17 protein-coding genes, 1 other RNA gene and 1 riboswitch are annotated in these 19,821 nt (G+C 69.8%); of the genes, 11 read left to right on the forward strand and 7 right to left on the reverse strand.

Features of this window, described 5'->3' with window-relative positions; translation table 11 throughout:
• Window positions 1–41 precede the first annotated feature (41 nt).
• Window positions 42–488: RNase P RNA component class A (gene rnpB, locus TsocGM_RS00355), an RNA gene on the reverse strand.
• A 205-nt stretch (window positions 489–693) separates the two neighbouring features.
• On the opposite strand from rnpB, the gene TsocGM_RS00360 reads away from it, so the two are divergent.
• On the forward strand, window positions 694–1,191 hold the full coding sequence (locus TsocGM_RS00360; RefSeq protein ID WP_126723334.1) for an aminoacyl-tRNA deacylase: 498 nt from the start codon (window positions 694–696) through the stop codon (window positions 1,189–1,191).
• 98 nt (window positions 1,192–1,289) lie between these two features.
• On the opposite strand, the gene TsocGM_RS00365 is transcribed toward TsocGM_RS00360, so the two are convergent.
• Window positions 1,290–4,355: a proline dehydrogenase family protein gene (locus TsocGM_RS00365; RefSeq protein WP_199756663.1), complete on the reverse strand. Its 3,066-nt coding sequence runs from the start codon at window positions 4,353–4,355 to the stop codon at window positions 1,290–1,292.
• A gap of 302 nt (window positions 4,356–4,657) precedes the next feature.
• On the opposite strand from TsocGM_RS00365, the gene TsocGM_RS00370 reads away from it, so the two are divergent.
• From TsocGM_RS00370 to TsocGM_RS00390, 5 genes are all read left to right on the forward strand, one after another.
• Window positions 4,658–5,794 (forward strand): acyltransferase family protein, encoded by a 1,137-nt coding sequence (locus TsocGM_RS00370; protein WP_126723336.1) that lies wholly within the window; start codon window positions 4,658–4,660, stop codon window positions 5,792–5,794.
• 52 nt (window positions 5,795–5,846) lie between these two features.
• A riboswitch (SAM riboswitch) is annotated at window positions 5,847–5,947 on the forward strand.
• Between the two features lie 348 nt (window positions 5,948–6,295).
• A complete protein-coding gene (gene thrC, locus TsocGM_RS00375) occupies window positions 6,296–7,567 on the forward strand; it encodes a threonine synthase (protein ID WP_126723337.1) in 1,272 nt (423 codons plus the stop codon).
• A gap of 130 nt (window positions 7,568–7,697) precedes the next feature.
• Complete coding sequence (locus tag TsocGM_RS00380) at window positions 7,698–7,970, forward strand: ubiquitin-like small modifier protein 1 (protein ID WP_126723338.1); 273 nt, start codon at window positions 7,698–7,700, stop codon at window positions 7,968–7,970.
• Window positions 7,971–8,000: 30 nt separating this feature from the next.
• A complete protein-coding gene (locus TsocGM_RS00385; protein WP_126723339.1) occupies window positions 8,001–8,489 on the forward strand; it encodes a hypothetical protein in 489 nt (162 codons plus the stop codon).
• 51 nt (window positions 8,490–8,540) lie between these two features.
• On the forward strand, window positions 8,541–9,593 hold the full coding sequence (locus TsocGM_RS00390; protein WP_126723340.1) for a ThiF family adenylyltransferase: 1,053 nt from the start codon (window positions 8,541–8,543) through the stop codon (window positions 9,591–9,593).
• Here the strand turns inward: TsocGM_RS00390 and TsocGM_RS27830 are convergent.
• A complete protein-coding gene (locus tag TsocGM_RS27830; protein ID WP_126723467.1) occupies window positions 9,532–9,786 on the reverse strand; it encodes a pentapeptide repeat-containing protein in 255 nt (84 codons plus the stop codon). The two genes, TsocGM_RS00390 and TsocGM_RS27830, sit on opposite strands and share 62 nt — an antisense overlap.
• A 291-nt stretch (window positions 9,787–10,077) precedes the next feature.
• Here TsocGM_RS27830 and TsocGM_RS00400 point away from each other — a divergent pair, with 291 nt between their 5' ends.
• The 5 genes from TsocGM_RS00400 (at window position 10,078) to TsocGM_RS00420 (ending at window position 14,960) form a co-directional block, all read left to right on the forward strand.
• Window positions 10,078–10,632 (forward strand): four helix bundle protein, encoded by a 555-nt coding sequence (locus TsocGM_RS00400; protein WP_126723341.1) that lies wholly within the window; start codon window positions 10,078–10,080, stop codon window positions 10,630–10,632.
• Between the two features lie 232 nt (window positions 10,633–10,864).
• Window positions 10,865–12,022: an aminotransferase class V-fold PLP-dependent enzyme gene (locus TsocGM_RS00405; protein ID WP_126723342.1), complete on the forward strand. Its 1,158-nt coding sequence runs from the start codon at window positions 10,865–10,867 to the stop codon at window positions 12,020–12,022.
• 58 nt (window positions 12,023–12,080) lie between these two features.
• The gene (locus tag TsocGM_RS00410; protein ID WP_126723343.1) at window positions 12,081–13,355 is read left to right on the forward strand and encodes a tetratricopeptide repeat protein; all 1,275 of its coding nucleotides are present in this window, start codon (window positions 12,081–12,083) and stop codon (window positions 13,353–13,355) included.
• 353 nt (window positions 13,356–13,708) lie between these two features.
• Entirely contained in the window at window positions 13,709–13,891 is a 183-nt protein-coding gene (locus TsocGM_RS00415) for a hypothetical protein (RefSeq protein WP_126723344.1), read from the forward strand.
• Between the two features lie 40 nt (window positions 13,892–13,931).
• Window positions 13,932–14,960: a DUF1559 domain-containing protein gene (locus TsocGM_RS00420; RefSeq protein ID WP_126723345.1), complete on the forward strand. Its 1,029-nt coding sequence runs from the start codon at window positions 13,932–13,934 to the stop codon at window positions 14,958–14,960.
• A 509-nt stretch (window positions 14,961–15,469) separates the two neighbouring features.
• On the opposite strand, the gene TsocGM_RS00425 is transcribed toward TsocGM_RS00420, so the two are convergent.
• From TsocGM_RS00425 to TsocGM_RS00440, 4 genes are all read right to left on the reverse strand, one after another.
• A complete protein-coding gene (locus TsocGM_RS00425) occupies window positions 15,470–16,207 on the reverse strand; it encodes a BON domain-containing protein (RefSeq protein ID WP_126723346.1) in 738 nt (245 codons plus the stop codon).
• 362 nt (window positions 16,208–16,569) lie between these two features.
• Window positions 16,570–16,890 (reverse strand): hypothetical protein, encoded by a 321-nt coding sequence (locus TsocGM_RS00430; RefSeq protein WP_126723347.1) that lies wholly within the window; start codon window positions 16,888–16,890, stop codon window positions 16,570–16,572.
• A gap of 321 nt (window positions 16,891–17,211) precedes the next feature.
• Window positions 17,212–18,441, reverse strand: coding sequence for a hypothetical protein (locus tag TsocGM_RS00435; RefSeq protein WP_126723348.1), 1,230 nt, complete (start codon window positions 18,439–18,441; stop codon window positions 17,212–17,214).
• A gap of 191 nt (window positions 18,442–18,632) precedes the next feature.
• Window positions 18,633–19,337 carry a CAAX prenyl protease-related protein gene (locus TsocGM_RS00440; RefSeq protein ID WP_126723349.1) on the reverse strand — a complete coding sequence of 235 codons (705 nt, stop codon included), beginning with the start codon at window positions 19,335–19,337 and terminating at the stop codon, window positions 18,633–18,635.
• Window positions 19,338–19,821 lie beyond the last annotated feature (484 nt).

The following is a 19,821-nucleotide window of genomic DNA, read 5'->3' on the forward strand; positions in this document are numbered from 1 at the left end:
TATCGGGTCGGTCGATCGCGGGCACGACGGGGCGGGGACGGGGTTCGTGGCGGGCGATAAGCCGGATTCTGTCGAGGGGCCGAGTGGCCCTCGGATGACCATTTCTCTAGGACGCCGGTTGCCCGGCGCCTCAAGCGACCTACCCGGGAGTCGGTGGCGGGCCGGGCCGACCCGCGGTTCCGGCCGACGAATCGGCAAAAACGCTGCCCCCTTATTTGGTCTTGCTCCCGATGGGGTTTGCCGAGCCAGGCCGGTCGCCCGGCCTGCTGGTGAGCTCTTACCTCACCGTTTCACCCTTACCTCCCCAGCCGGGAGGCCAGGGAGGCGGTTTACTTTCTGTTGCACTTTCCCTACCCGACCCGTCGCCGGGCCGGGCGGTGGGCGTTACCCACCATCGCGCCCTACGGAGTCCGGACTTTCCTCCCCAGGACGTTCCCGACAGCCGATCGCTCGGCCTTGGGCCCCGAGGCGGTCATCCGCCCGCCACGAACCACACCCCAATTGTACCGGACCGAAGAAGGGGAGTCTGTACGGGACTCCCCCCGGATCATGACTTCCCGGCGGAGGATCCCTCTCAGCCAGAGGATCCGATCGGCCGCTTCGCCGCGCCCGCTGGCGCGGGAAATGTTACCCATTTTTCCCAGATCGGCTATACTGACAAGGGATAGTCACACCGATTGGGAGGGTCGTGCGATGTGCATCCGGGGGTACTTGCTGGAACATCGGGTGCGATTCGAGGCGATGCTTCACCGGCCGGCGGCGACGGCCTCGCGCCGGGCGAAGAGCGTCCACGTGCCTGGCGACCAGGTGGCCAAGTCGGTGCTGGTCCGGGCCGATGATCGCTTCGTGCTGGCGGTCTTGCCGAGCACGCACCGGGTCGAGCTGGATCGCCTGGCGGCGGTGCTGGAGGCCGATCGGGTCCGCCTGGCGACGGAGGACGAGCTGGCCGGCATCTTCACCGATTGCGAGCGCGGGGCCGTGCCGCCGTTCGGGAGCGTTTACGGCCTGACCACCGTGGTGGACTCGAGCCTGGCGGCGTGGGCGGAGATCGTGGTGGAGGCCAACCTCCGGCACGAGGATCTTCGGCTCCGCTACCGCGATTTCGAGGCGATCGAGGGGCCGATCCGGGCCCGGTTCGCGAGGCCGATTGTCCCGAGAAAGGGGAGGACGCTGGGCAGGAGAGCGGGCTGAGGGACGGTTCCCGGCCCCGGAAGCCGGACTCGGACGACCGGGGCGGGAGGCCGGGAGGCCGGGGCCTGAGGTCCCGGGGAGCCAGGGCTCGGGGGCCGTCAGCGGCCGGCTTTGGTTTCTGCCTCGGCCCCGTCGTCGGTGAACTCGTCGAGGTCGGGGGCGAAGCCGCGGCGCATGGTGTTCTCGGTGATCGAGCGGGCCAGGAGGAATTCGAGCAGGTAGTCGGGACCGCCGGCCTTGGTGCCGATGCCGGACATCTTGAAGCCGCCGAAGGGTTGGCGGTCGACCAGGGCTCCGGTGCAGGGGCGGTTGATGTACAGGTTGCCGACGAGGAAGCGGCGTCTGACCGTCTCGATGTGGGCCGGGCTCCGCGAGTAGAGGCCGCCGACCAGGGCGTACTCGACGCCGTTGGCGATCTGGAGGGCCTCGTCGAGGTCCCGGGCCCGGATCACGGCGAGCACGGGGCCGAAGATCTCCTCCTGGGCGATCCGGGCGTGGGGGGAGACGTCGGCGACGATCAACGGCCCGACGTAGTGGCCTCGGTCTCGGAGCGGGCCGAGGACGGCCTCGGCGACGACGCGCCCCTCTGCCCGGGCGATCTGCTTGTACCGCTCGACGCGATCGAGGGCCTCCCGGTTGATGACGGGGGGGACGGCGGTGTCCGGGTCGTCGGCCGGGCCGACGGTCCAGGAGGGGAGGGCGGCGGCCAGTCGGGAGACGAAGGTGTCGTAGACCCCCTCGAGCACGATCGCCCGCGAGGCGGCCGAGCACTTCTGTCCGGCGTAGCCGAAGGCGGAGGAGAGCACCCCCACGACGGCCTCATCCAGGTCGGCGTCGTCGTCGATGATCACGGCGTTCTTGCCGCCCATCTCGGCGATCACTCGCTTGACGTGAGGCTGACCGGGCCGCACCTCGGCGGCGGTCCGGTTGATCGCCAGGCCGACGGCCTTCGAGCCGGTGAAGGCGATGATGGCGGTCCTCGGGTCCTCGACCAGAGCGGCGCCGGCCTCCTCTCCCTCGCCGGGGAGGTACTGGACGACCTCGGGGGGCGCGCCGGCCTCCCGGAGGATCCGAACGAGGTGCCAGGCCATCGCCGGCGACTGCTCGGCCGGCTTGAGCACGACCGGGCAGCCGGCGACCAGGGCGGCGACGGTCATGCCGCAGGGGATGGCCAGGGGGAAGTTCCAAGGGGGGATGACGGCGGCGACTCCCCGGCCGAAGTATTCGAGCCGGTTCGTCTCGCCGGGCACGTCTCGGCGTCGGGGGGAGGCCAGCTCGATCATGCGACGGGCGTAGAACTCGCAGAAGTCGATCGCCTCGTCGACGTCGGCGGTCGCCTCGGGCCAGGGCTTGGCGCACTCGAAGACCTCCCAGGCGGCCAGCTCGAAGAGGCGGCCGCGCAGGATCTCGGCGGCCCTAAGCAGCACGTCGGCCCGCTCCCGGGCCGGTCGGGACGACCAGGAGGGAGCGGCCTTCTCGGCGATCGCCAGGGCGCGGTCGGCGTGCTCCCGGGACGCCTTCGAGGCGAGAGCGACGACGACCTGGGAGTTGCTGGGGTTCTCGGAGACGATCCGATCGTCGGTCCTGACCTGCTCGGCGCCGATCAGCAGCGGCAGGTCGAGGCCGAGCTGTTCGCGGACCGAGCCGAGGGCGGCCCTCATGCGGTCTCGGTTCTCCGACCGGGAGAAGTCGACCGGAGGCTGGTTGGCGAAGGGGGGGAGCGTGCCGGGCTCGGGCTCGGGCTCGACCCGGGGCCGGACGACGGCGGATCGCATGGTGCCGACCTCCTGGGGGCTGCGGAGCAGTTCGTCGATGGGGAGATCGCCGTGAGCGCTGGCCTTGAGGAACGATTCGTTCGAGGTATTCTCCAGAAGGCGGCGGACGAGATAGGCCATGCCGGGGAGCATCGCCCCGTAGGGGGTATAGACCCGGACTCGGTGCCCTCGGCCGAGCAGGGCGCGTCGGATCGGATCTCCCATGCCGTGGAGGATCTGGACCTCGAAGGCGTCGATCGGGATGGATCGGACCTCGGCGGCGGCCATCGCGTGCGCGAGGCTGCGGACGTTATGGCTGCCGAAGGCGGGGCGGAGCCACTGGCGGTGGTCGAGCAGGAAGTCGGAGCAGCGCTCGAAGCAGGCGTCGGTCTCCCACTTCCGGGTGAAGACGGGCACGGGCCAGCCGAGCTGTCGGGCGTGGAGGACCTCGAAGTCCCAGTAGGCCCCCTTGACCAGCCGGATCGTGACCGGGGTACCGCGCCGCTCGACCCAGTCTCGGAGGGAGCGAAGGTCGGCCTCGGCGTCCCGGAGGTAGGCCTGGCAGACGATGCCGAAGTGGGGGTAGGCGTGGAACTCGGGCTCGTCGAGCGCTCGGCGGAAGATGGAGTAGGTCAGATCTTTGTAGGCATATTGCTCCATGTCGATGTTGACGAACGCTCCCCGGTCGATCGCTTCACGCAGGATGGGGCGAAGACGGGAGAGGACGCGATCGGAGGTCGCCTCGGCGGCGGTCGGGTCGAAGCGGGCGGTGAGGCTGGTCAGCTTCAGCGAGAGGTTGACGCGGGGGATGGGGCCCCGGTCGTCTCGGTCGATCTGGCGGATCTCGGGCTCCTCGGCGAGCGGGCCGGAGAGCCCCCGGATCAGGGCGATGCAGGTGTCTCGGTAGGAGTCGGCCTCGTCCTCGGTGATGACGGCCTCGCCGAGCAGGTCGGCGGTGAAGGCGACACGCTGGCGGCGCAGGGCGAGTACCGTGCGGAAGGCTTCCTCCGGCGTGCTGCCGGCGATGAACCGCCGGGCCATCCGGGTGGCGGCGGCTCGGGCCATGCCGGCGAGCATCTTGTCTCCGATCGGGCCGGGAGGGGCCATCGCCAGGGGCATGGCGACGATCGTCGGCAGGCGGGCCCCGGCCTCGGCGAGGTACTCGAGGAGATGCCGGCGAACCGAGGACGGCTCGATGAGCATGGGCAGCGCGTCGATGAAGCGGAAGAGTTGGACCTTGACCTCGGGGTCGTCCATGGTCAGGCCCAACAACTGGTCGTCCCACCAGGACCGGTCCAGCGGCGATCCCCCCCGGCCGATCGCTCGGAACAGGCCGCGGCCGATCTCGAGTGTCCGCTCCTCGACGGCCCGGCCTCCCGTCGCCGCGAGCGGTCCGATGGTCGTCGCCATGACAGCACCCTCCCGGGGGTTCGTCCTCCCCATGCGCGTCCTCCTCCATTGTACGACCAGCGGAAGGCCCGGGATCGGCCCGCGACCCGGTCCGGCCCCCGGGGCGGGGACGCCGGCCGGCCGAGCCGTCGGGCCGCGACTGGCCTTGACGGTCGGGGAGGTCGGCGCGATAACCCGAGTCGCGACGCCCTTTGCGACGCCGAAGACGCCCCTCGACGGGGCCGCGCCGGAGGACCGGGCGGCCTCGATCCGAGTCGCCCTCCCGCCCGCCCGCTCGATCGCCCGACACGGAGGTCGTCCCGATGAGCACCGCCTCGGAACCCGTCGCCCCTCCCAATCCAGCGGCTGTGCCCGCGCCGACGGCCCGGCTGACCTGGCTGGATACCTTCCGAGGACTGTCGATCGCGATGGTCGTGCTCGGGCACGTCCTGGGGGGCCTGGCCTTCGCGGCCTTCGTGCCCGAGCCGGCCAAGGAGCGGCTCTGGTTCGCCTATGACTTGCTCTACACCTTCCGCATGCCGGCGCTATTCCTGGCTTCGGGGCTGTTCGCGGCCCGGTCGCTGAAGCGGGGGCTGCCGAGGTTCCTGGGGGACAAGGCGAGGACGCTGGCCTATCCGTACCTGATCTGGTCCCTGATCAGCTGGGGGGGCCTGTCACTCGCCGCCGGGATGGCCAACAACCAGGCCGACCCGATGGCGCCGCTGAAGATGCTGTACGACCCGATGATGGGGGTCTGGTTCCTCTATGTCTTGTTCGTGGTGATGACCTGCTTCGGCCTCTGGTCGGCGATCGGAGGGGGGGCGGCGGGCTTCCTGGCGGTCGGGGCGGTGCTGCACGCCGCGGTGCCGATGTGGGCCGGGGCGCCGTCGATGCTGGTGCAGGTCGGCCGGTTCTCGGTGTATTTCGGGCTGGGCCTGGTGCTGGCCGAGCACGTCCGGGGGATCGGGGAGCGGCTCTCTCCCGGAAGGCTGGCGCTACTGGTGCCGACGGCCTTCGCGATGATGAAGGGGGCGGTGATGCTGGGGTGGGCCGACCACCCGGTGCTGGACGTCGTGCCGGCGCTGTGCGGGACGCTCGGCATGTTCGGCGCGGCGATGCTGCTGGACCGCCTGGCGGCGGCCGAGGCGCTGCGGCACTTCGGCCGGCACTCGCTGCAACTCTACGTGGCCGCCGGCCACGCCTCGGTGGCCACCCGGTTGATGCTGCAGCGGGGAATGGGGGTGGAGGCGCTGCCGGTGCATATCCTGCTGGGGACGGCCGCCGGGCTGGCGGGACCGCTGCTGCTGGTGGCGATCACTCGGGCCGTCGGCTTCCGCTACCTGTTCACCTGGCCGAGGCCCGGGGACGAGCAGCGCCCCGCCGACCGGTCGGAGCCCGGCCGGTCCCGAGAGGCGGTCGGCCGGGGCCGAGGCCGGGTGGCGGGCGTGTCGGCCCCTTGACTCGGGGAGTCTCCCCGGGGTATCCTCGTTCAACTTTCTCAATCCGGCGCGCATCTTATCCAGAGTGGCTGAGGGACGGGCCCTGTGACGCCACAGCAACCGATCCGCCAACGGGGCGGATGCTGGTGCTAATTCCCGCCCAACTGATCGGTGCCGGCCGGCGCGGACAACGCCGCTGGCATCACGATCGGCTGATCCTTGGGGGAGATGAGATGGCCTCCTGTCCGCTCGGTTCGCCCCGACGGGTGAACCGAGCCGGCCCCGCCGCATCATCCATCCCGCTCGATCGCCCCCGCCCCCGAGGCCGCTCGGAGCGATGCGCCCCGGATCCGGACCGGACCACGGCGCCCAGCCTCTCGGCCCGCCTCGGGGACGTCCCGATGGCCGTCCGGGCGCCCGGACCCGAGCCGGCCCTCCCGGCCCGATCCCCCTCGATCCTCCCCGGATCGAGCGGCACAATCGGCTGCCCGGCGGGCCGAGCCGACCTGGGGAGGACCATCGGTGAGTTCCGAATTCGTCCGCGGCCTGACGTGTCGCCTCTGCGGCAAGCGTTACCCGAAGGAGGCGCTGAATTTCTGCACCGAGGACTTCGGCCCGCTCGAGGTCGAGTACGACTACGAGGCGATCGGCCGGTCCCTCCGCCGCGAGACGCTCGAACGCCGGCCCCGGACGATGTGGCGCTATCGGGAACTGCTGCCGATCGACGGGGAGCCGACCGTCGGTCTGCAGGTCGGCGGTACCCCCCTGGTGAAGGCCAACCGTCTGGCCGAGGCGCTGGGGGTGCGCGAGCTGTACATTAAGAACGACGCGGTCAATTATCCGAGCCTCTCGTTCAAGGACCGCGTGGTCGCCGTGGCGCTGTCGAAGGCGGTGGAGCTGGGCTTCGACACCGTCGGCTGCGCCTCGACGGGGAACCTGGCCGGCTCGGTGGCCGCCAACGCGGCGGCGGCGGGGCTGGAGGCCTACGTCCTGATCCCGGACAACCTGGAGCAGGGCAAGGTGCTCGGCGCCACGATCTACGGCGCCAAGGTGGTGGCGATCAGCGGCAACTATGATCACGTCAACCGCCTCTGCTCTCAGATCGCCTTCCGCTTCGGCTGGGGCTTCGTGAACGTCAACCTCCGGCCGTTCTACGCCGAGGGGTCGAAGTCGATGGGCTTCGAGATCGCCGAGGACCTGGGCTGGCGGGCTCCCGATCACATCGTCGTCCCGATGGCCGGCGGCAGCCTGATCGGCAAGATCCACAAGGCGTTCAAGGAACTGGAGGGGCTCGGCTGGATCGACCCGGTGTGCACCCGGATGTTCGGCGCCCAGGCCACGGGCTGCAACCCGATCACCAACGCGGTGAAGACCGACGCGAAACGCATCAAGCCGGTGCGCGACCCGCGGACGATCGCCAAGAGCCTGGCCATCGGCGACCCGGCCGACGGCTTCTTCGCCTCGAAGCTCATGAAAGAGACCGGCGGCTGGGGCGAGGACGTGGACGACGAGGCGATCATCGACGCCATGAAGCTGCTGGCCGAGACCGAGGGGATCTGGGCCGAGACCGCCGGCGGCGTGACCCTGGCCGTCACCCGAACGCTCATCGAGCAGGGCAAGATCGACCGCGACGGCTCCACCGTCGTCTGCATCACCGGCAACGGCCTGAAGACCCAGGAGGCGGTGATCGATCGCATCGCTCGGCCTCCGGTCATCAGGCCGACGCTCGCCGAGTTCGAGTCGCTCATCGGCGCCTCCCCGGCGGAGGCCGAGCTGGCTCCCGCCGGCGCCTGAGCCGGTGTTCGAGGCCGGACGGCCGACGCCGGGCGATCGGGGAGCCCCCGATTCGCGTCCGATCACCCGGCATCAGTCCTTCGCCCTCCGGCCGATCCCCCCCCTTTCCGCAGCGAGGCACTGCCCGAACATGGCCAAGGTCAGCATCCCCACCCCCCTCCGTCCCAGCGCCGGCGGCCAGGCGACCGTCGAGGCCGCCGGCTCCACCGTCGGCGAGGTCCTGGCCGACCTCACCCGACAGCACCCGGACCTGCAGAAGCGCCTCTTCGCGGGCGAGGGCCAGTTGCACCAGTATGTGAACGTGTTCGTGAATGACGAGGATATCCGGTTCATGGATGATCTGGACACCCCCGTCAAGGAGACCGACGAGGTCGGCATCATCCCGGCGATCGCCGGGGGCTGAGCCGGCCGAGGGCCGAGGAATGATCGCCCGATGGCTCGTCCCCGCTACTCGCTTCGGAGGCTGCTGGCGGCCGTGGCCGCGGCCGGCGTCGCGTGCGCGTACCTCGCGGCGGCGGCCCGGCTGGAGGCCCGGGTCGTCTCGGGGATGACGCTGGCGATCCTGGCCGTCGCGGCGGTCGCGCCGATCGCGACCCGAGGACGGGCCCGGGCGCTGGCCTCGGGCTTCGCGGTGCCGGCCTGGGCGTACTTCATCGCCTCGAACGCCGGGAGGCCGAGCGGGCTGGTGACGACGCGATGGCTCGCGGCGGCCTACGACCGGCTGATCGGCCCGCCGGTCGCGCTGACCCCCGACCAGGTCGCCGGCTTCACGAGGCAGGTCGTCTCGTTCCTTGTCGTCGGCCATCATCTGGTGGCCCTGCTGCTCGGGACGCTGGGCGCCCTGATCGTCCTGGCGGCCCGCGCTGTGGCCGGGCACCCGCGCTCGGATCGGGCGCGGGCCGCGACGTCGGCCTCCCCCTGACGGACAATCGACCGATCGAACCTTACCCCTGGATCGAGATCCGGACCGACCATGCAACCCTTCGCCGACGTCCCCGCCGAACTCGAGCGCTACAGCCGCCAGATCCGCTTTCAGAATCTGGGGGAGGACGGCCAGCGGAATCTCGTGAGGAGCCGCGTGACCATCTGCGGCTGCGGCGCCCTGGGCACGGTGCTGGCCAACCACCTGGTTCGGGCCGGCGTCGGCTTCGTCCGGGTGGTGGACCGCGACTTCATCGAGACGCACAATCTCCAGCGCCAGATCCTCTTCGACGAAACGGACGTCGCCGAGAACCTGCCCAAGGCCGAGGCCGCCGCTCGGAAGCTCCGAGCGATCAACAGCCAGGTGACCATCGAGCCGGTCGTCACGGACATCGACCACACGAACATCCTGGACCTGGTCGGCGACGCGGACCTGATCCTCGACGGCACCGACAACTTCGAGACGCGCTACCTGATCAACGACGCGGCCGTGAAGCTGGGCAAGCCCTGGGTCTTCGGCGGCGTGATCGGCAGCGAGGGGCAGACGATGACCATCCTGCCCGGCCAGACGCCGTGCCTCCGCTGCGTGATCGAGACCAGCCCTCCGCCGGGCATGACCCCGACCTGCGAGACGGCCGGTGTGCTCGGGCCGGCGGTGGCGGTGGTCGCGTCGTTCGAGGCGGTCGAGGCGATCAAGATCCTCGCCGGCAAGCACGAGGCGATCAACCGAGAACTCCTCATGGTGGACCTGTGGGACTGGTCCTTCCGCCGCCTGAAGATCGCCTCGCTCAAGGGGAAGGTCGACTGCCCCTGCTGCGGCCGTCGCGAGTTCGAGTGGCTGGAGGGCCGGATGGGATCGCACACCACCGCCCTCTGCGGCCGAAACGCCGTGCAGGTGGCCGTCCGCCGCGACCAGCCGCTCGACTTCGCCGAACTCGCCGGACGGCTCGCCCCGCTCGGCCAGGTTCGCCATAATCAGTACATGCTCCGCTTCGCCACCGAGGGGCACGAATTCACCGTTTTTCCCGACGGTCGGGCGATCATCAAGGGGACCAACGATATCGCCAAGGCGAGGACGCTGTACGCCCAGTTCGTGGGGAGTTAAGGAGGGGGAGCGGGAGCGAAGGAGCGGAGATCAGAGAGCAGATCGGAGAGAGACGGAGAATCGCGGAGAGCAGATCGGAGCGGCGGAGAATCGCGGAGAGCAGATCGGAGCGGCGGAGAATCGCGGAGAGCAGATCGGAGCGGCGGAGAATCGCGGAGAGCAGATCGGAGCGGCGGAGAATCGCGGAGAGCAGATCGGAGAGAGACGGGGAATCACAGAGAGCAGATCGGAGCGGCGGAGAATCGCGGAGAGCAGATCGGAGCGGCGGAGAATCGCGGAGAGCAGATCGGAGCGGCGGAGAATCGCGGAGAGCAGATCGGAGAGAGACGGGGAATCACAGAGAGAAGATCGGAGCGACGGTGAATCGCGGAGAGTGGATCGGAGAGACGGAGAAGCGGAAAACTGGAGAATCGCGGAGAGCGGATCGGAGCGACGGTGAATCGCGGAGAGCGGATCGGAGATATTCGAGGCGAGGGAGGGGGTCATGGCATACAGGACGATCGAAGAACTCCCCGTCTGGAACGCGGCGCTCGAGCTGGCGGTCGGGGTCTTCGATCTGACGAACAGGGGAGGGCTCGGGCCTCATGCGGGGCTGAGGGATCAGCTGGAGCGGGCGGCGGTGTCGATCTCGAACAACATCGCAGAGGGGTACGAGCGGGGCTCGACGGCGGAGTTGCTGACGTTCCTGTATTACGCGAGAGGGTCCGCGGGTGAGGTCCGGTCGATGCTCGCGATTCTCGAGCGGGGGACGGAGTGGTCCGCCATCCGGGAGGAGGTCGAGCGTCTGCGGCAGAGGGCACTCAGTATCTCCAGGCAACTGGGAGCCTGGATCGAGGCGGTGAAGAACTCCGACTGGAAGGGGAATCGCTTCGAGAATGAGGCCACGCGCGACCGTCGGACGAGGGATGCCCGTCGGATCGAGTTTCTGGCCCAGCTGAATGAACTCCAGGAGGCCGCTCGCCGGTCCTGGGAATCTCAGCTGCGATCCTCCTCCGATTGCCCTCCCGATCCTGATTCCCAGTCCGATCCGAATCGCTGAACCCGTCCGCTCGATCCTCCCCTTCCGCCTTCTGCCTCTGCCTTCTGCCTCTGCCTTCTGCCTCTGCCTCTGCCTCTGCCTTCTGCTTTCTGTCTTCGTGCTTTTTGCCTCTGCCCTCTGCCCCCCGTCCTCCACACCGCGTTCTCTTGCCGCTCGAATCGTGCCCGTGACCACCCGCCCCTCGAACCAGACAGCCTGACTCATCGAATCTAACGTCCCGGACACCGTTCCCATGATCTACCTCGACAACGCCGCCACCAGCTTCCCCAAGCCCGAGCCTGTCTATCAGGCGCTGGACCGCTTCGCCCGGACTCAACTGGCCAACCCGGGCCGCTCGGGACACCGGATGGCGACCGAGGCGGAGCGGGAGCTCGACCGGGCCCGACACACGCTTAACCAATTCTTCAACGGAGAGGCTCCTGAGCGCTGGGTCTTCACCCTGAATTGCACCGACGCGCTGAACATCGCCATCAAGGGGGCGATCCGGCCAGGCGATCACGTGATCACGTCGGATCTGGAGCATAACTCGATCAGCCGGCCGCTTGTGGCGATGGAGCGGGCCGGAGCCATTTCGCTGACCCGCCTGGCGTCGCACGAGGGCTACCTCGACCCGGACGAACTGCGGGCGGCGCTGACGCCGAAGACCCGCCTCGTGGCCGTGACGCACGCGGCCAATGTGCTGGGCACGGTGCAGCCGATCGAGGCCATCGCCCGGATCGTCCGGGAGGCGGAGGCGCTGATGCTTGTCGACGCGGCGCAGTCGGCGGGTGTGGTGCCGATCGACCTGAAGCGGACGCCGATCGACCTGCTCGCCTTCCCCGGGCACAAGGCGCTGTACGGCCCGACCGGCACCGGAGCCCTGTACGTCGGTCCTCGGGCCGAGCTGCGGGTCTGGCGCGAGGGGGGGACGGGAGGGGACTCCAAGCACCCCGTCCAGCCGGAGGAGCTGCCATACCGGCTCGAGGGGGGAACGCCGAACGTCCTCGGCGTGGCCGGGCTGGCGGAGGGGGTCCGCTGGGTGGCCGAGCGGGGGGTCGAGACGAATCGGACGCACGAGGTCGACCTCTTGCAGCGGGTCGTCGACTGGGTCGAGGGGAACGGCGACGGCTGGCGGTTCGCCGGGCGTTGGGACCGGGATGCTCACGTCGGCGCGCTGTCGCTCATCCCGCCCGACCCGGAGGTCTTCCCGTCTCAGGATCTGGCGCTGGCGCTCGATTCGGGACACGGCATCGCCGTGCGGGCGGGCCTGCACTGCGCACCGTACATCCACCAGGCGCTCGGCACCTTTCCCGACGGTACGCTGCGGGTCAGCCCCGGGCCGTTCAACACGACCGAGGACATCGAGACCCTGCTGCGGGCGCTGACCGAGATGACCGCCGGCGTGCTCTGAACCGATCCCACCCACACCGCCCGCCCCGCCCCGCCCCGACCGATCGATCGGAGGGCCAATGGACCCGACCCAGGGACGACCAACCCCCGCCGATCCCGGAGTCTCCGATCCCCGACGGGGGGTGAGGCGCCGGGCGATCGCCCGGGCGGTGGTCGTCGCGCTGGCCATTGTCTCCATCGCGACGGCCCTCGCCGTCGGGTCGCGGAGGGATCCGGGCGCGCTCCGCGCCGAGGCCGAGCGGCTGATCCAGGGGGAACAGTACGACCGGGCCGATCGGCTGCTGGACCGGATCGAGGCGGCCGGTCCGCCGGCCCCCGAGGATCTGATCCTCCGGGCCCGGGTCGCCCTGGGGAGGGGGGAGTCGGAGCGAGCAAGGACGCTGCTGCATCGGGTGCCGGACGATTTCCCGAGCATCGGGGTCGCCTGGCTGCGGACCGGGCAGATCGAGCTGCGCCGGCACCGCTTCCGGCAGGCCGAGCTTGCCCTGCTCGAGTCCCTGCGGCTGGACCCGAGCATCGACACGGCTCGCCGTGAACTGATCTACATCTACGGCTACCAGCTCCGCCGGTCGGCGGCGCGCGAGCAGTTCCTCGCCCTGGCCGACCCGATGCGGCTGCTGCCGTCGGAGGTGCTCGTCTGGTGCCTGCTCCACCGGACGAGCTGGAATCCGGAGGAGGCGGCGGCCACCCTGGCGAAGGCCGTCGAGGCCGACCCGGAGGACCGCTGGTCCCGGGTGGCCCTCGTCCGGAACCTGATCACCCTGGTCCGGCTCGACGAGGCGGCCCGGCTGCTGGAGCCGCTGCCGACGTCGGACCCGGAGGCGATCGCCCTTCGCGTGGAACTGGCGCTGGAACGCCAGGACATCGAGGAGGCCGAGGCGATGCTCGCCGACGCCCCCGAGGGGCACCCGCAACTCGACTACGTCCGGGGCCGGCTGGCCCTGGCTCGAGGCCAATACCCCGAGGCGAAACAGGCGCTGGAATCGGCCCTGAAGGCGGGCCCGGTCGACGAGGAGAAGGTCCTCAGGAACCTCGCCCTCGCCCTTCGCCGACTGGGCGAGGACGATCGCGCCGACCAGGCCGGGGAGCGGGCCGATGCGCTCCGACGGCTCTACGAGCTGGTTGGCCAGGCCCTGGGGACCGATCGCTCAGGGGACGACGCCACCCTCTACAAGCGGCTCGGCTCGGCGTGTCTGGCCGCCGGGCTTCGGCCCGAGGCCCGCTCCTGGTTCCAGCTGGCGCTCGGCGAAGACCCGCTCGACGACGAGGCCCGGAGCGGGCTGCTCGAGGCCGAGGCACTCCCCCCGCTAGGCGAGGGCTCGTCGCCCGGATGACCCACGTCGCCTCGCCGGAGCCATCAGGCCCCGCTCCGCTCGGATTAAAGCGCTCCCGGGCTCTCGAAGGCGAGTCGGGAGCGGTGCGCACTCCCCCGCCAGGCCATCGCGCGTGGGATGGCGCCGCCCTGCATGTGTTGGAAAACGGTTGGACTCCAGTGGAAAGACCCCTATGGTTTCGAGTAGACTTCCTAATGACCTATCCCGTTCTGGGGTACGTTCCCTTTTCTCTTCCGTGCGATATCCGTCCGCAGATCGATCCGCTTCGATTTGCCGGGAATCGGGCCAGTGGACACCTCACGGGGGATGGGTCGGCTACTTCATGTATGCATCCAGGTGGAGTTCATTCGTTCATGAGTCGCCTCGTATCGATCGCCCTGCTGCTCGCGGTGTCCATTGGCCTTTCGTCCCTGCCGGGGTGCGGCGGTGGCGGGGACGATGGCGAAGTCCAGATCTCTCCGGAAGCCGAGGCCGCCGATGACGCCGGTCAGAAGGCCATGGAAGAGTACATGAAGAGTGGCGGCCCTCAGCGTTGAACCGCCTTCATTCCCACCCATGCTGCTCGGAGACTTTCGAATGCATATCCGCCATCGTCGCGGGTTCACGCTGATCGAGCTGTTGGTGGTCATCGCGATCATCGGCGTCCTTATCGCCCTGCTCCTTCCCGCGGTCCAATCGGCCCGTGAGGCTGCCAGGCGCTCGCAGTGTGTCAACAACCTGAAGCAAATGGGCCTGGCGATGCACAACTATCACCAGGCCGTTGGCACGTTCGCCATGGGGAACGCCCGCGCCTATTCCAATCCGGGTGTGGCCACCGACTGGGGCACCTTCAGCGCCCACGCCATGATGCTCCCGTTTTTGGAGCAGACGCAGGTCTACAACGCCTGCAATTTTGACTGGACGGTCTGGTACGACTACGGCAACATCGTCAATCGGACGGTCTGGAACATCAAGGTGGCGAGCTTCCTCTGCCCCTCCGACCCGAACGCCGGCAAGGACCACTTCAACAGCTATCACGGCTCCTTCGGCACCGGCACCGATCCCTGGGCGACCGACACCAACGGCATCTACGCCCCCAGGTACAACGCCTACGGCATCCAGGACATCCTCGACGGCTCGTCGAACACAATTGCCTACGTCGAGGCTCTCACCGGCGATTATAAGCAGTTGCAGAAGAAGTACCGCATGATGGCCTCCGGCATCGGTCAGCCTGGGGGCTGGAGCATGTACGACGCGCGTTCGAACATGCCGCTGATCATCCAGCAGGCGCAGCAGTGTCTGCAGACCATGCTGTCCACCCCCGGCTCGAACTCCAACCGGGGTGCTCGCTGGCAGACCGGCTCGCCGGGCCTGACCCTGACGAACATCATCCTCACGCCGAACTCGAAGCAATTCCCCTTCAGCGCCTGCCGATGGGATTGCAGCTCCGGCTGCGGCACCGACTTCGGCCACCTGTTCGTCCCCTCCAGCATCCACCCGGGCGGCGTCAACGTCATGTTCGGCGACGGCTCGGTCCGGTTCGTCAAGGACACGGTCAGCCAGCAGGTTTGGATGTCCCTGGGCAGCCGGGACGGCGGCGAGGTTGTTAGCGCCGACCAGTATTAATCCTTAAGGCGTCGGGCCCCGAGGCAGACGCCCCCGATGTTGCTGCTCGACCCCGGCCGCGAGCCGCCCCGACGGCGCTCGGCCGGGGTCGTTCCGTTTGTGGAAGGCCCTCCCTCGCGATCCGACACGGGGAGAGCCTCGAGGACCGGGGCGAGCATCGAAGCGGGTCGAGCGATCCCCTGTCGAGCGATCGGTGAGAGGAGCGACGCCATCATCGCTCGGTTCCCGAAGCGATCGATCGAGGAGGAGCCCCGGAGGGAGGCTGGAGGCGCCTGGAGGAGCGTCCTGTCGGGGAGGAGGGGGTCGGGGAGGCGGGGACGAAAAGTGGCCCGGGGCCGGGACGCCGCCGAAGCGACGCCCGACCCCGGGCCTCGGAAGTGCCTCCCCCCGCCATTGCGCGGGGCCCCGTCGGCCGATCGGTCCGTCCCCGGGGGCGGGGGCCATTTGGGGGCGTCGGGAAAACGCTCCGGTGGCCGCTCTCGCCGGTTCCCGGGGGCCGGGGTCCGATCTCAGTAGGCGAACAGGCCGAACGGGTAGGGCGTGAAGAACGGCCGAGTGTAGTGCTTCTTGAAGTCGAGGAACCAGATGCCGTCATCCCACCGCAGCGTCACCGCGCGCCAGTCGAGGGGGACTTCCGGGTACGGATAGAACGGGCCGATGTTCGGCCACGCCTGCCAGGGGTAGGCCGTCGGGTAGCCAACGGCCGAGAAGTTGGGGTAAGGGGCGTAGCTGGGCCACGCGTAGTTGGGGTAGCCGGGGGTCGACGCCTGGGTGGCGCCGCCGAAGCCAGCCGGGCCCTCGGGCATCGGGCCACCCATGCCGGCATCGCCGACGTAGGTGGCGCCGTCCATCGCCGGGGCGCCCCCGAGGTACGAGCCGTCCATGACGGTCCCGGGGAGGTGGCCGCCGCGGGCGATCTGGTACTGGGTCTGGTCGAGCCCGGCGTCGGCGCCGACTCGGATGGCGTCGACGACGGCCGAGACACCGGCCAGGTTCCGGGCCCGCTCGATCGCCGCGGTGCGCTGGCCGTCCTCGGCGACGACGCCGGAGAGCGTGACCACGCCGTCCCGGGCCTCGATCGAGATCTGCTGGCCCCAGAGGGCCGGCACGGAGCGCAGGGCCGCGGCGACGGAGTCGGCCGTCTGCTGATTCGAGAAGCGGTCCCCGGCCAGGGCCGGGCTCGCCGCGGCGACGACCGCGGCCAGCACGCCGGATGCGATCGAAATCCGTTTCTGCATCGCGATCATGAGATCCATCCTTTCCCGCCGATGCCGACCGTCCGCCGGCCCGGGCGTCCAGCGGGAGGACGCCCGTCCCGGATCGCTCGCCGTCCCGGTCCCTCCGGACCCGGACCCGCGGCCGAGGCCAACCGCCCCGCGCCGAGGTCGAGGTCCCCGAGGCCCCCAGCCCCGGCCTCCTCCTGGCCGATCGCGGCCAGGGAACGCCCGAGGCCGATCGCCTCCCTCCGGGCCGATGAGCGAACGCTGGTGGTCTGATCGGTGCGCGGCAAACCGCGTCGGCGGAAAAAAAAACGGGGCCTTGCGGCCCCGATGAGGATGGAACGGGTCAGGGAAACCTGTCCGGGTCCCTTAACCCGATCGCGGAGGGATTAGGGGGAGGCCGGGCCTTCGGGGGCGGACAAGACGGCCGGCGGCTCGGAGTAGTCGTGTCCGCCTCCCAGAGTCATGGCGATCAGCAGGCCGGTCATGGTCATTCCCGCGAAGAGACCGAACTCGGAGTCCTGGTGGCCGCAGAGAGCGCCGGCCACTCCGAGGCCGACGACCGCGACCACGAAGGCCCACTGGCCGCGCTGGGCCCAGCGCGGGGCGGCGAACAAGCGGGTCAGGCACAGTGCCAACACACCGAAGACCTGGAAGAGAATGACCATCGAATCGAGGACGATGCCGAAGCGGACGAGAGTCCAGTCCATGCGCGCTCCCTCCTTGGGCGGCGGTCGACGACCGGAAAGCTTCGCCGGTCGGGGCCGGGTTGGGTTCCGGGATCCGATTCCATCGCGTCCTGCGTCGGAATGGCGAGAGGTGATGCCGGGGTCCCGTGCACCCCGAATGCCAAACCGAGGAAAAACGCCATTCTTCGGCAGTTCAACCCGAGAACTTGAAGGAAAACCGCCCGCCGACCCGGATTTTTTCGGGTCGGCGGGCGGTTTGACGTAAGAAGGGAGACGACATTGTTTCAATCGCGGCGACCGGCGCGATAGAAAGGGTTCGTCTGGTCAATCGAGAAGGTGCGGTCAGGGGGTGTTGTTGCCCGACGTGTTCCGGTCCCGACCGTATCGCTGCTGCATCGCCCGGCCGCCGACCTGCTTGATCTCGGACACGCCGCTGACGTCGTTGACCTTCCAGCCGGCTCGCTCCTTGCGGACGTCGATGGTCCGCTGGAGAATGCTGCCGTATTCGCCCTGTTTGCGCAGGATGAAGGTGACGATCCCTCGCTCGGTGATCGGGGCCATCTGGGCGATCTGGAAGCCGTCAAGGCCCTCGGCGATGTCGGCGAGTTCCTGGTCGGTGAGGCTCATCTCCCGGATCGCCTGGAAGACCTTGCGGCGGGCGGCGGTTTCGGCCTCTCGGGGAGCGCGGAGGGCGGTGGCCTCCTGAAGGAGCTGGAGATCCTTCGCCTTCACCGCGTTGAGGAAGGCCTCGACGGCCCCCTGGGGGGAGGTGAAGTCGGCCGGTTCGTTGGAGCCGCCGGCGCCGGGGAAACCGGCCTGGGGGCCGAAACCGCCTTCCATGCCGGGCTGGAGCCCGCCACCCGGGTTCCCCTGGTAGTAGCCTTCCATCCCCTCGAAGCCTTCCATGCCGGGGCCGGTCGGGGCTCCGGGGCGGCCTCCAGGACCGCCGTAGCCTCCGGGACCGCCGTAGCCGCCGGGGCCCATGCCCTGCGCGGCCATCATCTCCATCATCTCCTCGTTCATGCCGCCTCGGGGCATGCCGGAGGAGGAGGAGCCCCCCGGGCCGCCCGAGGCGGGAGCGACGGCGTCGGATCGGCCTCGGGAGGCGGACGGGTCGCTGGCGGCGGTGGCGGCGGCGAGCATCTCATTCAGGGCCAGGTCGCCGGCCGGGCCGGCCGCGGTCGGCGAGGAGGACGGCCCGGCCGGGGCCCCTTCGGCCGCGGGGCCGGAGGTCACGCCGAACGGGCCCGCGGCGATCGGAGAACCGGAGGCGACCGGCGAACCGGGAGCGGCCACCGGGCCGGAGGCGTTTCCTGCGGGGGCCGATCCCTGGGCGATGGGAGAGAAGACGGGAGCTCCCTCGACCGGGGCCTCCGCCGCGGCGGCCGGGGCCTGCGGCGGAGCGGCCGCGGGGGCCGCCGGGCCGCCGCCCTGGGGGCCGGCGAACGAGGGATCCCGCAGGTCGACGACCAGGGATTCGTCCCCTCCGCCCGAACCGCCGCCGCAACCGGCCAACAGCAGGGCGAGGGCGGCGACCGGGACTCCGGTCCGCGTCGCGAAGAGGCGCCTCATGGGTGTTCGTCCTCCGGCAGGAGTAAGGGAAGGGGGGCGCGGGCCGTCGGAGGGGGGGGCGTGCGGAGCGGCCCCGGGGACGATCGGTCGCGGCGTGGCCCGACAGATCTATTATGCCGATCGCATGTCCCGGGGGAAGGGGCGCCACGGGGATCCAACCCCCTCGGACGCGAGCCCGGTGTGCCGGTCTGTCACCAGAATTGATACGATCCGGTCGCCATCACGTAGATCCCCAACGCCAGGTTCGCGACGAGGTGGCTGGCGACGCAGGCCGAGACGCTCCTGGTCCGGTGCAACAGCCAGGCCCAGGCCAGTCCGGTCAGCAGGGCCGGTAGCCATTCCGGGTGGACGAGCATGAAACCGACCGAGGTGATCACCGCCGCCAGGGGTGTGACCCGGCCGATCGGCACTCGACGAAAGTCGTCGGGATCGATGACCACTCGCATCAGGAAGGACCGCCAGAACAGCTCCTCGAAGACCGGCACCAGCAGGACCAGCCCGAACAACCGGACGGCGAGAAACGCCCAGCGGCCCGCCGGGGGGAGCACGCTCGGGTCGAAGGCCTCTCGAGTTCCCCCCACGAAGGGGAGGGGAGGATAGTGCCCGTCGATTCCCACCCAGACCGCCGTCACCGCCAGGCCGATCCCGACCGCCAGCGCCCATCCCCCGGGGCCGGGCATCGGCTTCAGGTCGGCGAAGGACCTCCGGCCGAGGAGAACGAGGATCGCGAGGACGAGGACCGCCTTGATCGCGTAGGCGACCGGGTACCAGGTCGCTTGCCGATCCTCCGGGATGTACGCCTCAGCCTGAGTCAGCAGGACGTACGCCAGCATCGGGGAGACGTAGGGGACGAAGGTCCAGAGGCTGGCAACCTCGCTCTGGGATGGAGTCGACATGGGTGACGCGGCCTCGACGCCTTCGATCGGGATGCTGGAGGGATCATGCGATGCGATTGAGCCAAGAGCAACAGGCCGGCGGGAGGAGGTTCACGATTGGAAGGATGATGGTCCTCGTGGCGATGATCGCCTCGGGCTCTCCCTTCTGATCGAGGAGTGGGGGATTCCGGCAAGTCAGCTCGATCCGGTCCGGGTCGTGCTCGGGGCGATCGCGATCGGCGTCTCTCGATCGAGGTGACGGGGGACCGGCGGGGTGGTGCGGGGAATCCTCTGGGGAGGGGGCGCCGGCGGCTCGATCGCAGCGGCCTCCCCGATTCTCTTCCGGGACGGCCTCTGGACGACCACGCCATCGGAACTGGCGATCGGGCTCCTCGACCTGGCGGCTCTCGGCGCGTTCGCGGGAGGGCGCGCCGGGCTTGTGGCCGGGCCGGTCTTCCTGGCCTGCTCCTTGGCAATCGATTGGACGCGGGCCGTCGGGTCTGGA

It is taken from the genome of Tautonia sociabilis (assembly GCF_003977685.1).
GTDB classification, from domain to species: domain Bacteria; phylum Planctomycetota; class Planctomycetia; order Isosphaerales; family Isosphaeraceae; genus Tautonia; species Tautonia sociabilis.

What these genes read in the sequence shown, in the direction of transcription:
- TsocGM_RS00360 (WP_126723334.1), top strand. Translation starts at nt 694, where the DNA reads ATGTGCATCCGGGGGTACTTGCTGGAACATCGGGTGCGATTCGAGGCG.
- TsocGM_RS00365 (WP_199756663.1), bottom strand. Translation starts at nt 4,355, where the DNA reads ATGGCGACGACCATCGGACCGCTCGCGGCGACGGGAGGCCGGGCCGTC.
- TsocGM_RS00370 (WP_126723336.1), top strand. Translation starts at nt 4,658, where the DNA reads ATGAGCACCGCCTCGGAACCCGTCGCCCCTCCCAATCCAGCGGCTGTG.
- TsocGM_RS00380 (WP_126723338.1), top strand. Translation starts at nt 7,698, where the DNA reads ATGGCCAAGGTCAGCATCCCCACCCCCCTCCGTCCCAGCGCCGGCGGC.
- TsocGM_RS00385 (WP_126723339.1), top strand. Translation starts at nt 8,001, where the DNA reads ATGGCTCGTCCCCGCTACTCGCTTCGGAGGCTGCTGGCGGCCGTGGCC.
- TsocGM_RS00390 (WP_126723340.1), top strand. Translation starts at nt 8,541, where the DNA reads ATGCAACCCTTCGCCGACGTCCCCGCCGAACTCGAGCGCTACAGCCGC.
- TsocGM_RS00400 (WP_126723341.1), top strand. Translation starts at nt 10,078, where the DNA reads ATGGCATACAGGACGATCGAAGAACTCCCCGTCTGGAACGCGGCGCTC.
- TsocGM_RS00405 (WP_126723342.1), top strand. Translation starts at nt 10,865, where the DNA reads ATGATCTACCTCGACAACGCCGCCACCAGCTTCCCCAAGCCCGAGCCT.
- TsocGM_RS00410 (WP_126723343.1), top strand. Translation starts at nt 12,081, where the DNA reads ATGGACCCGACCCAGGGACGACCAACCCCCGCCGATCCCGGAGTCTCC.
- TsocGM_RS00415 (WP_126723344.1), top strand. Translation starts at nt 13,709, where the DNA reads ATGAGTCGCCTCGTATCGATCGCCCTGCTGCTCGCGGTGTCCATTGGC.
- TsocGM_RS00420 (WP_126723345.1), top strand. Translation starts at nt 13,932, where the DNA reads ATGCATATCCGCCATCGTCGCGGGTTCACGCTGATCGAGCTGTTGGTG.
- TsocGM_RS00425 (WP_126723346.1), bottom strand. Translation starts at nt 16,207, where the DNA reads ATGATCGCGATGCAGAAACGGATTTCGATCGCATCCGGCGTGCTGGCC.
- TsocGM_RS00430 (WP_126723347.1), bottom strand. Translation starts at nt 16,890, where the DNA reads ATGGACTGGACTCTCGTCCGCTTCGGCATCGTCCTCGATTCGATGGTC.
- TsocGM_RS00435 (WP_126723348.1), bottom strand. Translation starts at nt 18,441, where the DNA reads ATGAGGCGCCTCTTCGCGACGCGGACCGGAGTCCCGGTCGCCGCCCTC.
- TsocGM_RS00440 (WP_126723349.1), bottom strand. Translation starts at nt 19,337, where the DNA reads ATGTCGACTCCATCCCAGAGCGAGGTTGCCAGCCTCTGGACCTTCGTC.